Annotated in this window: 10 protein-coding genes; 6 read left to right on the top strand and 4 right to left on the bottom strand. The window is 62.0% G+C overall.

Annotated features, from left to right (window positions below):
• Positions 1-2 precede the first annotated feature (2 nt).
• Entirely contained in the window at positions 3-2,711 is a 2,709-nt protein-coding gene (gene secA / locus INT29_RS03515) for a preprotein translocase subunit SecA (RefSeq protein WP_193070746.1), read from the top strand.
• A 23-nt stretch (positions 2,712-2,734) separates the two neighbouring features.
• Here secA and INT29_RS03510 read toward each other — a convergent pair whose 3' ends face one another.
• Both INT29_RS03510 and INT29_RS03505 read right to left on the bottom strand, forming a co-directional pair.
• Positions 2,735-3,202, bottom strand: coding sequence for an Rv3235 family protein (locus INT29_RS03510; protein WP_193070745.1), 468 nt, complete (start codon positions 3,200-3,202; stop codon positions 2,735-2,737).
• Positions 3,199-4,095 carry a LysM peptidoglycan-binding domain-containing protein gene (locus tag INT29_RS03505; RefSeq protein WP_193070744.1) on the bottom strand — a complete coding sequence of 299 codons (897 nt, stop codon included), beginning with the start codon at positions 4,093-4,095 and terminating at the stop codon, positions 3,199-3,201. Before INT29_RS03505 ends, INT29_RS03510 begins: the two co-directional genes overlap by 4 nt.
• A 148-nt stretch (positions 4,096-4,243) precedes the next feature.
• Between INT29_RS03505 and INT29_RS03500 the strand changes: the two genes are divergently transcribed.
• Entirely contained in the window at positions 4,244-4,759 is a 516-nt protein-coding gene (locus tag INT29_RS03500) for a hypothetical protein (RefSeq protein ID WP_193070743.1), read from the top strand.
• Between the two features lie 67 nt (positions 4,760-4,826).
• Here INT29_RS03500 and INT29_RS03495 read toward each other — a convergent pair whose 3' ends face one another.
• On the bottom strand, positions 4,827-5,048 hold the full coding sequence (locus INT29_RS03495; protein ID WP_101569802.1) for a helix-turn-helix domain-containing protein: 222 nt from the start codon (positions 5,046-5,048) through the stop codon (positions 4,827-4,829).
• Between the two features lie 140 nt (positions 5,049-5,188).
• Here INT29_RS03495 and INT29_RS03490 point away from each other — a divergent pair, with 140 nt between their 5' ends.
• The 3 genes from INT29_RS03490 to INT29_RS03480 are packed head-to-tail and all read left to right on the top strand — an operon-like array spanning position 5,189 to position 7,518.
• Positions 5,189-5,839, top strand: a complete 651-nt coding sequence (locus INT29_RS03490) for an SAF domain-containing protein (RefSeq protein ID WP_193070742.1) — start codon at positions 5,189-5,191, stop codon at positions 5,837-5,839.
• The gene (locus INT29_RS03485; protein WP_193070741.1) at positions 5,836-7,056 is read left to right on the top strand and encodes a DNA-binding response regulator; all 1,221 of its coding nucleotides are present in this window, start codon (positions 5,836-5,838) and stop codon (positions 7,054-7,056) included. Before INT29_RS03490 ends, INT29_RS03485 begins: the two co-directional genes overlap by 4 nt.
• Positions 7,057-7,065: 9 nt before the next feature.
• Positions 7,066-7,518, top strand: coding sequence for a DUF6912 family protein (locus tag INT29_RS03480; protein ID WP_193070740.1), 453 nt, complete (start codon positions 7,066-7,068; stop codon positions 7,516-7,518).
• A gap of 6 nt (positions 7,519-7,524) precedes the next feature.
• On the opposite strand, the gene INT29_RS03475 is transcribed toward INT29_RS03480, so the two are convergent.
• A complete protein-coding gene (locus INT29_RS03475; protein WP_193070739.1) occupies positions 7,525-7,989 on the bottom strand; it encodes a DUF2505 domain-containing protein in 465 nt (154 codons plus the stop codon).
• Between the two features lie 139 nt (positions 7,990-8,128).
• Between INT29_RS03475 and INT29_RS03470 the strand changes: the two genes are divergently transcribed.
• Complete coding sequence (locus tag INT29_RS03470; RefSeq protein ID WP_193070738.1) at positions 8,129-13,018, top strand: NAD-glutamate dehydrogenase; 4,890 nt, start codon at positions 8,129-8,131, stop codon at positions 13,016-13,018.
• The last annotated feature ends 86 nt before the right edge of the window (positions 13,019-13,104 follow it).

Below are 13,104 nucleotides of genomic sequence, written 5' to 3'. Positions count from 1 at the left end.
AAGTGGCTAATTTCCTCGAGAAGCTTCTGCGCACCGGTGATGGACGTACGCTGAAGAAGCTCCGCCAGTACGCGGATGCGATCAATGCGCTGTCCGAGGAGTTCAGCGAAATGTCAGACGCTGAGCTGCGGGAGGAAACTGATCGCTTCAAAAAGCGTTATCAGGATGGGGAGACCCTCGATTCGCTGCTCCCGGAGGCCTTCGCCGCCGTCCGTGAGGCATCGGGCCGCACCCTGGGCATGCGCCACTTCGACGTCCAGCTCATGGGCGGGGCCGCACTGCACCTGGGCAACATCGCTGAGATGAAGACCGGTGAAGGTAAGACGCTGGTCGCCACGGCTCCGGCTTACCTCAACGCGCTCACCGGCGGGTCCGTGCACATCATCACGGTCAATGACTACCTGGCCACCTACCAGTCCGAGCTCATGGGACGCGTGTTCCGGTTCCTGGGAATGGAGACCGGCTGCATCCAGGCGAACATGTCCTCGGAGAACCGTCGCAAGCAGTATGCCGCGGACATCACCTACGGTACGAACAACGAATTCGGCTTCGACTATCTGCGCGACAACATGGCCTGGTCGGCGGAAGAGCTCGTGCAGCGCGGACACGCCTTCGCGATTGTCGACGAGGTTGACTCGATCCTCATTGACGAGGCCCGTACCCCGCTCATCATCTCCGGCCCGGCCGAAGGCGATGGCGACCGCTGGTACGAAGAATTCGCCAAGGTCGTGAAACGACTCAAGACCGACCGTGACTACGAAGTCGACGAGAAGAAGCGCACTGTGGGTGTGCTCGAACCCGGCATCGAACGCGTGGAGGATTACCTAGGCATCGGAAATCTCTACGATGCCGAGAACACTCCGCTGATCAGCTTCCTCAACAATGCGATCCGCGCGAAGGAACTCTTCAAACGGGACAAGGACTATGTGATCCTCGACGGTGAAGTCCTCATCGTCGACGAACACACTGGCCGTGTGCTCAAGGGCCGCCGCTACAACGAGGGACTCCACCAGGCCATCGAAGCCAAGGAAGGCGTCAAGGTCCAGGCCGAGAACCAGACCCTGGCGACGATCACCCTGCAGAACTTCTTCCGTCTCTACGAGAAGCTTTCCGGCATGACCGGTACCGCAGAGACCGAGGCCGCGGAATTCATGTCGACCTACAAGCTCGGTGTGGTTGCGATCCCGACGAATAAGCCGATGCAGCGCGTCGACCAGTCGGATCTCGTGTACAAGAACGAGGTGGCGAAGTTCGATGCTGTCGTCGATGACATCGCTGAGCGCCACGAGACCGGACAGCCGGTCCTCGTCGGAACCACCAGCGTGGAGAAGAGTGAGTACCTCTCCAAGCACCTGAAGAAGCGCGGCATCCGCCACGAGGTGCTCAACGCGAAGAACCACGCAGGTGAAGCATCCATCATCGCCATGGCCGGGCGGAAGAGTGCCGTGACAGTGGCCACGAACATGGCCGGTCGCGGTACCGACATCATGCTCGGCGGCAACGCCGAATTCCTTGCGGTGAGCGAGATGGAGGAGCGGGGCCTGGACCCGCAGGACGACGAAGAGCAGTACGAAGCCGAATGGCAGGACGTCCTCAAAGCTGCAGAGACGCGAGTCAAGACAGAAGCCAAGGAGGTCGTCGAGTCCGGCGGCCTGTACGTCCTCGGCACCGAGCGTCACGAATCACGGCGCATCGACAACCAGCTGCGTGGACGTTCGGGACGCCAGGGCGACCCCGGTGAGAGCCGCTTCTACCTGTCTCTGACCGATGACCTGATGCGACTCTTCGGCTCCGGTGCCGCCGAGCGGATCATGGCCACCGCCAATGTCCCTGACGACGTTCCACTGGAATCCAAGATGGTGTCCAGGGCAATTCTCTCTGCGCAATCGCAGATCGAACAGCGCAACGCCGAACAGCGCAAGAACGTCCTCAAATACGATGACGTGCTCAACCGTCAGCGCACAGTGATCTACGACGAGCGTCGCAGCGTTCTTCATGGCGCAGACCTGGAAGAACAGGTCGCGAAGTTCCGTGAAGACATCATCGACACCTATGTTGCCGAGGCTACGGCCGGGCCGGTCGAGGACTGGAAGGTCGGCGAACTCTTCGACGCACTGGGCAAGATCTATGAGCCCTCCATCACTGAAGAAGATCTGGCCGAAGAGGTCGGCGGGCTCGGTAACCTGACGAAGAACCGCCTCAACCAGGAGATTCAGTCGGACATCGAGGTGTTCTACCAGCAGCGTGAAGAGGCTCTGGGTGAAGAAGCAACCCGTGAACTCGAACGACGAGTCGTGCTCTCGGTCATCGATAAGCGGTGGCGCGAACACCTCTACGAGATGGACTACCTGAAGAACGGCATCGGTCTGCGGGCCATGGCGCAGAAGGATCCGCTGGTGGAGTACCAGCGCGAAGGCTTCGACATGTTCAAGACTATGCAGGATGGGATCAAGGAGGACGTCGTCCGCCTCACCAATACCCTGCAGGTGACCGTGAACCGGGCTGAGGACTCATCCGATGATGATTCCGAAGTTGAGGTGGACGCGGCTGAACTGCGTCACACCACGCCCAAGATGCAGCTGTCTGCTCCGGCGGAGGCAGGTTCGACCTCAATGTCCGAATCTGAAGACGACGAGTCTGGACCCGGAGCCGGAGCCGATCAGCCTGCCAATCGTGCAGAGCGTCGCGCGAAGAAGAAGGCCAAAAACTGACTCGCAGTCTCTGACTGTGTCTCTCACATAGTCTGCAGTGCAGTCATCGTCCACCGGGTGGTGAGCAGTTCCAAGCGGATTGCCACCGCCCGGAATCGGTTCTGCGTACGGACGATGACGGTGACCTCAGCGATTGCGCCGGTGACTCTGCAGACTCTCGCGTTGCCTGCCTGTAGGGTGCGGGCCGCACCGAGGTCTCCGGTCGCTTTTGTCGGTGCGACCTCCGCGCGCAGCTGGGCGCGGTGATCGATCTTCTCCAGCAGTGCTCGGTCGACCCAGCGGGAGATTGAATCGCTGCGCCGTATGCCGGCGAAGATCTCCAAGCACGCCACCGCCAAGGATGTCGCGGTAGCGGCTATGCGACCGTCATCGCTGTCGTCTGCGACCGTATTCGGCCTGGCTCCAGGACCGGTGGCCACCGGCTTCTGCACTCTTCTGCTCAGTGGCGTCGCTGCCACTCGGGGACGTGAAAGCACCAGTGGGGTGGTCATGGCTGAATCTCCAATCGTTGTCCGGGCATGATGAGGTTCGGGTCCGCACCGATGACTTCTCGGTTGGATGAGTAGATGTTGTCGACGATGTCCTGGACAGTGCCGCCGGAGGAGGGCTGGTTCACGGCGATCGACCACAGGCTCTCGCCGACACCCACAATATGAACGGCCGAGTCGTCTTCTTCTTCGGGTTCGTCGCCGTACTGGTCGCTGGGTTCGACTGTGTCTGTCGATGGGGCGCCGGGCTCGCCCGCGTTTGCGGGATATTCGCCAGGCCGGTCTGCGTCTGCGGCGCTGCCAGGCGAACCGGCGTCTTCGGGCGGTTGGCTTCGGGACGGGGCAGGGTCAGGCAACGCATCAGGGGACTCGGAGCCAGCAGGCGGGGATTCGGAGTCACCAGGTGGGGACTCGGGCTGAGCATCAGGGGACACCGGTTCAGCTGTCGGCGGAGCGGTGGGCCACCCGGGATCCGGCGGAAGATCGTCTGGAACAGTGGTCGGCCAGCCAGGATCGAGCGGGGCACTCGCCGGATGAGCGGATGTGTTCGGATCGACCAGCACGAGTGTATTCACCGGAAGAGGGGAGGCCTGTGCGGAGTGGACGGCCAGGCTTGCCGACGCTGCGGCAAGCACGCTTGAGCGCAGCATCGTGGGCACGATGCGCAGCACGGACTTGGTGACGATTGTTCTCACGCGGCCGGTGGGAAGCAGTCTGATCAGAAGCGTCAGCAGCGAGACGACTCCGAGCCGGGAGGACAACACCGTGGCCGTGCCGACGACGATGATGACAACGAGATCGGTGGTGCTGCGCGGTGTCGGGAGGTAAATCCACGTGGTGAAGAACGCACCGATCAGACAGAGCCACGAGGCCGTGCAAGCTGTCAGCAGATACATGAGAGTTATCCTTCATTGGAAACGTATCTCAATAATGCGTTTAGATGCCATTTGATGTCAATAGATAAATAAAACTACGGGCTTGTAGTTCTGTCGATAGGTGTGAAAGCTCTTGCTTGTGGGTCTTCGCTGCGGCAGGCTTCACATCATGGACGATCGGATCGACGCTCTCCTCTCGGATGTTGAAGCGATGCACACGTCAAGGGAGGCCCATGCCAGGAGGGGCGAGTTCAGCGATGAGGTCGCCGCTCACGCGGCACAGCGCACTTTACTCGAGCGCCTGCGCGGCGCGATCGGCCAGCCTGTGCAGGTGGCTCTCTCCGCTCGTGAGGTCGCAGGGACGGCTGTCTTTTTAGGCGATGGGATCTTCGTGATCGCCGGTATCGAAACGAGCGTAGTGGCGATCGACTCGATACGGGAGATTCGCATTCGGTCAAGAAGACATAGATATGAATCCGGTCCCTTGGAGCGGTTGGGGATGGCGTCGGCACTGAGGCGATTAGCCGCCAGCCATGAGGAGATCTCCCTGGAGTTGGCGGGCGACGGCGGGACTGTTCGGGGGCGCTGCGATATGGTCGCCTCCGACTATGTTGAGATTTCGGGGCGCATCATCCCACACCGTTCGATTGCGCTGGTGCAGTCCCGAGTCAATCCATTCGCTTAGATGCAGCACTTGGTTGCAGCATCTGAGTGGTTCGATGACCGGGGGAGTGGAGGAGACTGTCCCCGAGTCAGTCCTCGAACGAACCTGTCTTGATCTCGTGCTCGGTGCGTTCGTACATTCTCTGGATGTACGCCTCGATCTCGGTCTTCTCCACGCGCCACTGTCCGCGACCGCCGACCTTGATGGCGCGCAGATCTCCGGTGCGAACCAAAGCACGGGCTTGAGCGATCGAAACATTGAGCAGATCGGCCACGTCGGTGAGCGGCAGGAAGCGATTTTCGACGACCATGAGGGCCCCTTCTCATTCCAAATGACTGATTGCTTGTTGACTATTTTTGTCAAAACCATTGCTTTGACCTCGTTTGGTGTTCAATACTATCACTCAGAAACAGTTCCTGTCATGGGAAATTTTCCAAAGGTGGAGATGCAATGGAGCTCTCGAAACGAATCCGTCGGCCGAAGTGGACCGATGCCAGGCTGCTGGTCGGAGCAGTCCTCGTCGTCGTGGCCATAGTCGCGACCTATCTGCTCATCAGTGCTGCAAACGCAACGACCCGAGTGTGGGTCAGCGCGGTTCCTCTTGTCCCAGGTCAGGTGGTCAGCGCCGAGGATCTGACCGTTGCTGAGGTGAACCTGGCGAATATCGGAGACAAGTACCTGGCTGCCGATGCCGGCTTCCCTGACCAATCGAGTGTGCGAGCCGTGATCGCGGCCGGTGAGCTTCTGCCGGCCTCGGCGCTGGCACCAGTTGCAGAGCTTGAAGGACGGGTCGTAGCGATCGATGTCGCCGGTTCTGTCCCGACGGTCGTCGACACCGGCAGTCTGGTCGATGTCTGGGCTCAACCGGAATCCAAGGGGCTCGATGACGAAGGTATTGATCCGGAGCAGATCGTCACCTCGGCTCCGGTCTCCGACATCAGTCGTGAGGTGGGCAGCTTCGGTGTCGGCGATGGTGCCAGAATCGAAGTCTTCGTCGCCAGCACGGAACTCGCCGATGTCCTCGGCGCCCTCGACGGAAACAGCGTTCTCTCGGTCGTCGGAGCCCCGGCGGAGGTCAGGGCCGAGGGCGGTCAGTCATGACGCAGGTCCTGCTGGCCGTGGACTTCGAGTTCGACCTGATCCTGTTCGAACTTCTCAGCGAGGTCGACGATGTCACCATCGTCGCCCGACCTGCCGACGACGTCGAGCTTCTGGCACTGTGCCGCACCGGCAGCGCCGACGTGGTCATCGTCGGTCAGTACTTCCCAGGACTGGACGCCCAGGTCGTCGCTGCGATCCTCGCAGCAGGAACTGCGGTGTTGGGCTTCGGCAACGACGCAGCAGCCTTGGCGGCACTCGGTATCGGCAGCAGTGTCGCCTCCACCGCAGATGCGGCGGCTGTGGCCCAAGCACTTGCCGACACCCGTGATTCCACTGTCGTTCCTCCCCGACCCATCACTCCGCCCGGATCGCTGAGCGGACAGGGGCGCATCGTCACAGTCTGGGGTACCGGTTCGTCTCCGGGGCGCACTCTGACAGCGGTCAACCTGGGCGATCATGGTGCCAGGCAAGGGCACCGCAGCATCGTCGTCGACGCCGATACCGTATCTGCGATGGTGGCCACGACCCTGGGGCTGACTGAGGAATCGGCGCATCTGGCCAGCCTCTGCCGACTCGAGACAGAGAAGACTCCGCCCCTGGACGTCTCCGCCGTCCCGCATGCTGCGATACGCGATGATTTCCATGCTGTCACCGGACTGACCAGGGCAGACAGATGGCCGGAGGTCCGAGCCTCGGTGCTCTCCGCCGTGCTTGCCCGCTTGGCCAAGATGTTCGACCTCGTTGTCGTCGACGTCTCCGATCGGGTGGATCCGGACGATGACTTCGCCGATCCGTTCTACGATCGACACTGCGCAACTCGGTCCGCACTCGAGGCCGCAGACACTGTGCTGGTCCTGGCCGCAGGCGACCCGATCGGGCTGCAGAGGCTCGTTAAGCTGCTGGGAACCGAAAGGGCGGAGTCGATGGGGTCCAAGATGCGCATCGGGATCACGAAGGTGCGCTCAGGAGCTGTCGGCCATCCCGCCGAGGTGCGGATTCGCGAGGTGCTCGCCAGATTCGTCCGTCGGGACCCCGATTTCATCTTCAATGATGACCGGGTGACGGTCGACGCCGCCATGCTGTCCGGGCACACTCTCCACGAGGAGAATCCGAAATCGGTGCTCAGCCAGCAGATCGCAGCCGCGGTGACCGAACTGCTTCCGGCCCGGAAGCGCTCACGGAAGTCGGGTGCGGGGCGGACGGCGAAATCCCTTTAGGATTGGACCATGTCCATTCGCTGCTATATCCCGACCACACTGACCGCACTTCGCGCAGGACTCGACTCCGTACACGCGGTCACCCCCGACGCCCACAGTCGAGCGGCGGGCGGGGAGGAGCTCGAGGCACGGGAGTTCGACGCGCTGTGCATCGCGGCCGCACTGGCTGCCACCCAGTCGTTCGAAGCCGACGTTGCCTCACCTCGCGCAGTCGTGTCTTACGACGCACCCGACTCAAGTGCTGGTGAAGGACTGGTCGAAGGCTTCGACCTGCTGACCCTCTCCGAGGTCGACATGACATCGGTCGCCAGCATCCACCTCGACGAGGTGGAGATCTGGGAGGAAGCCGCCGACATTGCAGCCGACACGGGCCGCGAAGCAGCGGAGGACCACCTCGGCGACTCCGATCTCCTCTGGTACGACGTCACCGAGCTGCCGGAGCTGCTGCGCGAACGCGGCTGAGCAGCGTCAGGAGCGGTCGAGCTTGACCAGGCGGTCGTCCAGCCGCTTCTCCAGAATGGGCACAACTGCCTGTTCGATCATCGACCCGAAGAGGGGTATCGAGGAACTGACCTCGGCACGTACCGACAGTGAGGTTCCCGAACCCTTCTGCGTGAGCGTGATGAGTGCATCGATCTCTACAGGCACTCCCGCCGCATGCGCGGTCATGCGGATCTCCGCGCTGTCACCGATGACATCGCCGGGAATCATGTAGACCTCGACGAGCTCGGCATCCGCCGGCAGATGAGTGGCCAGAGCCGAGGGCATTTCACCCTTCGGCATCGGAGTCGTCACCGTCATCTCGGTATCGGGATCGATCCGCTTCGCATGGGCTTCGGATCCCAGCGACTGCCAGGTCGAAACATCGGCCAGCCGGAGGAGGAAATCCGACAGGGAGTCCGAGTATTCATGGTTGAGTGTCAGAGTTCGCATAGCTCCAGTTTGCCAGTACATCGACGTCGCGGCACGGCATGGATGTCGGCGTGCCTTTCTCAGCATTTGAGCATAGTGTGGGTGGTGGCGGTTCGGTGTCGAATCGCAGTAAATTTTGCGCGCTGATCATAGAGGTGACATGGTGTCTCAGGTCTCATATTCGGACATTGCAGAAGAGTGGAGGAAGCAGCGGGGACAAGGTGCCCCGGAGAATTTCCTCGAGGCGTACTATCCGCGTTTCGAGCCCGGCAATTCCGAAGCAGGAACAGAGGCACTGGCCGCGGCGGCCGCCTCGCACTACGCATTGGGACTTGAGTACGACGGAAGATCACCGGCGATCTCCATCTACAATCCCGACGTCGACTCTCCCGAGTTCCGTGATAACCATACGGTCATCGCGATGGTCTTGGCCGACATGCCCCACCTCGTCTCCTCGATCGTCAGCGATCTGGCGAACAGTCGCCGCGCCATCCGCCTTGTCCACCACCCGATCATCGCCGTCGAAGGACAGGGTTCCGACCTGTCCGTGATGTCTCGGGCTGAGGCCCCAGCGGTCTCCGCCGATACCGCCGGCATCCCCCTCATCTCCCAGCCCGCCGAGGCGAGCGGGTCCGATCTTCCACAGCAACAGTCCTGGATCCGGCTCGAGATCGACCGACTTCCCGAAGAGGACCTCGCCGAGCTCGAGGACCAGCTGCGCAGCGTCCTAGACTATGTTTCTGCCGCGGCCACCGACGCCAGCGCCATGGCGATCCGAGCCAAGGACATCGCGAAGGAACTGCAGGCACAGCCTCCGCGTCCGGAACTCGCCTCGGAAGCTGAGGCAGCCGCAGAGTTGCTCAACTGGCTTGACGGCCACTTCACCTTCCTCGGATACCGCGAGTACGACTACACTCACGATGAGAGCCAGAGCAGCCTCGAACCCATCGAACACACCTCATTGGGCATCTCCGCTCTGCGCCCGCTGGTGAAGTCCCCGCTGAGCCGGGCCGTGGCAGACAAAGCGTCGGAGCCTCATGTGCTCGTGCTGACGAAGGCGAACTCACGTTCACGCGTCATCCGCAGATCTTTTATGGACTACATCGGTGTCAAGACCTTCGATTCGGCCGGTGAGATCGTCGGCGAGCGTCGCTTCGTCGGCGTATTCAAGCCCGAGTTCTACAACGACAGCGTGCTCAACATCCCGGTCATCGACCGTAAGGTGCGCAAGATCCTCTCCGCCAGCGGATTCCCCGCCGGTTCCCATTCGGCGAATGAACTCCTGGGCGTCCTCGAGACCTACCCACGTGATGACCTCCTGCACGATGAGACTGCGACGATCTTCGAGGTCGTCATGCAGATCGTCGACATGCAGGAGCGCCGCCAATCACGTGTCTTTGTCCGCCGTGACCCCTACCAGCGTTTCGTCTCCGTCATCCTCTACCTGCCCCGCGACCTCTATGACACGGCGGCTCGCATGCGGGTCCAGGAGGTCCTGCGGAAGTTCTACCAGGCTGAGAGCGTGGACTTCGATGTGCTGCTGACCGAATCCGCTTTGGCCCGCATTCACTTCGTAGCTCGCGTCGCTCGTGACGTCGAGCTGCCGCAGATCGATCCCGAGACAGTGCAGAAGCGTATCGTCGGAGCCGTGCGCTCGTGGTCCGAAGACGTCCACGCCTTCCTCGCTCCCACGGAACGCGGCGACAACGACAGCTCGGTCGCTCGCGCCAACCGCTGGTCGAAGGCATTCCCACCCAGCTACGAAGAGCATCACTCGCCAAGTGACGCCATCGCAGACGTGGCACGGTTCGAAGCACTGGAGGCCGGACACGGTCCAGCCGTGCGCCTCTACCGCCCGGAGGACTCCTCGGACGCTCCCGTGCGCCTGGCACTCTACCGCCAAGAACGTGTGGGCCTGTCTGAAGTGCTGCCGTTCCTCACCGCCTTCGGAGCAACAGTCCTCGACGAACGTCCTCATGAGCTGGACCTCCTCGACGGGTCGCACCGCTACATCTACGACTTCGGACTCACCTTCCCCGACGGTCTCGACGATGCCGACTGCGAACGGATCTCCGATGCCTTCATCGCCGGATGGGAGGGCAAGAAGGAAGCTGGAGTCTTCGACCGTCTCGTCGTCTGCGGGATGCACTGGAAGCACGTGACGATCATCCGCGCCTTGGGCAAGTACCTGCGCCAAGCCGGTTTCACCTACTCCGACGCTTACGTCGGCGAGGTCTACAGCGACAATCCGGAGATCTCACGACTGCTGGTGGACTACTTCTTCGCGAAGTTCGATCCCTCTGCTGACTCCGCCGGACGCGAAGACAGGATGAGCAAACTCAACGAGTCGGTCGAGGCAGCTCTCAGTGATGTCGCCAGCCTCGATGCGGACCGTGTCCTACGTTCGTCCCTCGAGCTGCTGCGCGCCACCCTGAGGACCAACTACTTCCTCGACGAGTCCGGCGAGCTGCCGACGGCACTTGTGCTCAAGATCCGTGCCAATGAGCTCAGCTTCGTTCCCAAGCCCAAACCGGCACTGGAGATGTGGGTGTACTCGCCTCAGGTCGAAGGCGTGCATCTGCGTTTCGGTACCGTGGCCCGTGGTGGCCTGCGGTGGTCCGATCGTCGTGACGACTTCCGCACCGAGGTTCTGGGTCTGGTCAAGGCTCAGATGGTCAAGAACGCGCTCATCGTCCCGACCGGGGCCAAGGGCGGATTCTTCCCCAAGCAGCTGCCTCCGATGAGCGACAGAGATGCGTGGATGGCCGCTGGTCAAGCCGCCTACGAAGTCTTCATCGAAAGCCTCCTCGAGATCGCTGACAACCTGGTCTACGGTGCCGACGGCACCCAGGAGGTCGTCCACCCGGACCGTGTTGTCCGCCACGACGGCGATGACTATTATCTCGTCGTCGCTGCAGACAAGGGCACCGCACGCTTCTCGGATGTGGCCAACGCCATCGCCGAAAGGCACGACTTCTGGCTCGGTGATGCCTTCGCCTCGGGTGGTTCTGTCGGCTATGACCACAAGAAGATGGCCATCACCTCCCGCGGTGCATGGAAGTCCGTGGAGCGACACTTCCGCGAACTCGGCGTCAACACCGCAGCCGATGACTTCACCGTTGTGGGCATCGGTGACATGAGCGGCGACGTCTTCGGCAACGGCATGCTGCGCAGCGAGCACATCCGGCTCGTGGCGGCCTTCGACCACCGGGATATCTTCCTCGATCCGAACCCGGATGCCGCACGCAGCTTCGTCGAACGTCAACGCCTCTTCGACCTGCCGCGATCAAGCTGGCAGGACTACGATCGGGAGCTCATCTCCACCGGCGGCGGAGTCTTCCCTCGATCGGCGAAGTCCGTGGATCTCAGCCCCGAAGCTGCAGCGGTCCTCGGCCTCGAACCCGGCAAACGCAGCCCCGCCGAGCTGATGTCACAGATCCTCAAGGCCCCGGTCGACCTCGTCTACAACGGCGGCATCGGCACCTACATCAAGTCCTCTGACGAGAGTCACGCCGATGTCGGTGACAAAGCCAATGACAGCATCCGCATCGATGGACGTGATGTGCGCAGCCGGGTCGTCGGAGAAGGCGGAAACCTCGGTGTGACTCAGCTGGGTCGCGTCGAAGCGGCACTGGGCGGCGTGGCCATCAACACCGACGCAGTCGACAACTCGGCAGGCGTGGACAGCTCCGACCATGAGGTCAACATCAAGCTGCTCCTGCGCACTCTGCTCCACAAGGGTGCCTTCGCCGCTGAGGATCGCGAACGAGTGCTGCTGTCCTTCACCGACGATGTCGCCGATCGAGTGCTGGCCAACAACTATGCCCAGAACGTCGTCCTCGGCGAGGCACGGGCACAGACCGAATCCATGTCGGGCACCTACGGCCGGATGCTCAACTACCTGGAGAAGAACGCCGACCTCGATCGCCAAGTTGAGTTCCTGCCGGATGCGCAGGAACTGACCAAGCGTGAGTTCAGCGCCTATGTCTCCCCGGAACTGGCAGTCCTGCTGGCGTACGCCAAGATGCACGCCGCCGATGAGATTCTGGGCAGCGTGGTTCCCGATGAGGAATGGATGAAGCGGGAGCTGACCTCCTACTTCCCCGACTCTCTCGTCGAGAAATACGGAGAGCTCATCCCGGAGCACCCCCTGCATCGGGAGATCGCAACGGCCAAGCTCGTCAACCGGATGATCGACCGAGGTGGACTCACCTACGTCTACCGGATGTTGGAAGAGACACCCGCCTCGGTGCCGCAGATCGCCCGTGTCTTCGTCGTCGTCTCCGAGATCTTCGGACTCGATGATTTCTTCGAAGCGGTGTGCGCACTCGATAACAAGGTGCCTACCGCAGTGCAGGTCCAGCTGCAGCACGCCTATGTGCGTCTGCTCGACCGGTCCTCTCGCTGGTTGGTCCAGCAGGCACCCGACACGCTCGACGTCGACTCTGGCATCGAGATGTATGGCAAGGTCGGCGCGGCACTGCGGGACAGGGTCCCCGACCTCGTCGACGGCTTCGATGCCGAAAGCATGCGGGCCACGGCTCAGGGGTACATCGACGAAGGCGTGCCGAGCGAACTCGCGTGGCGTGCGGCCGCCCTGCTCGACGAGTTCGTCCTCCTCGATGTCGCTCAATTGGCCAACCGGTCGAACGAATCCGCCGAGGACGTCGCTGAGGTGTACTACGCCGTCAACGACACGTTCTCCGGTTCACAGGTGCTCACTCTCATCGGAGGCCTCGACCGCAGCGATCGCTGGTCGGCACTGGCCCGCGGCTCCTTGCGCGATGACTTCTACTCGGCCATCCTCTCGGTGGCCGGAACAGTCCTCGCCGCAACGGACTCGCCGATCTCGGGAACTCCGGATGAGCGTGCCAAGCAGCGCCTGGCCGAGTGGCTCGAACGCAACGAGACCGTGGCTGCCCGCGTGCTCGACACGACCGAAACGATCCTCGGGCTCGATACCGTGACCCAGGCTCCGCTTTCTGTGCTGCTGCGCATGATGCGCGGCGTGGTCCGGTCCTCGGCATGGGAATCGGAGCACGGCGCCTGAGCCGATGATCCCAAGAGATCAGTGATAGCGTCAGTGCAAAGCTGACGTAGGCAGACTCGCCAGGCTGAGTGCCTGGCGAGTCTGCC

Source organism: Brevibacterium sp. FME37, from assembly GCF_014897485.1.
Lineage (GTDB): Bacteria > Actinomycetota > Actinomycetes > Actinomycetales > Brevibacteriaceae > Brevibacterium.
This window is presented reverse-complemented; position numbering and strand designations above follow the sequence as displayed.

Bases quoted from the DNA above. Each gene is read 5' to 3' on its own strand.
- INT29_RS03485 (WP_193070741.1), top strand. From the start codon at position 5,836: ATGACGCAGGTCCTGCTGGCCGTGGACTTCGAGTTCGACCTGATCCTG.
- INT29_RS03480 (WP_193070740.1), top strand. From the start codon at position 7,066: ATGTCCATTCGCTGCTATATCCCGACCACACTGACCGCACTTCGCGCA.
- INT29_RS03505 (WP_193070744.1), bottom strand. From the start codon at position 4,095: ATGTATCTGCTGACAGCTTGCACGGCCTCGTGGCTCTGTCTGATCGGT.
- INT29_RS03490 (WP_193070742.1), top strand. From the start codon at position 5,189: ATGGAGCTCTCGAAACGAATCCGTCGGCCGAAGTGGACCGATGCCAGG.
- INT29_RS03475 (WP_193070739.1), bottom strand. From the start codon at position 7,989: ATGCGAACTCTGACACTCAACCATGAATACTCGGACTCCCTGTCGGAT.
- INT29_RS03500 (WP_193070743.1), top strand. From the start codon at position 4,244: ATGGACGATCGGATCGACGCTCTCCTCTCGGATGTTGAAGCGATGCAC.
- INT29_RS03495 (WP_101569802.1), bottom strand. From the start codon at position 5,048: ATGGTCGTCGAAAATCGCTTCCTGCCGCTCACCGACGTGGCCGATCTG.
- INT29_RS03470 (WP_193070738.1), top strand. From the start codon at position 8,129: ATGGTGTCTCAGGTCTCATATTCGGACATTGCAGAAGAGTGGAGGAAG.
- INT29_RS03510 (WP_193070745.1), bottom strand. From the start codon at position 3,202: ATGACCACCCCACTGGTGCTTTCACGTCCCCGAGTGGCAGCGACGCCA.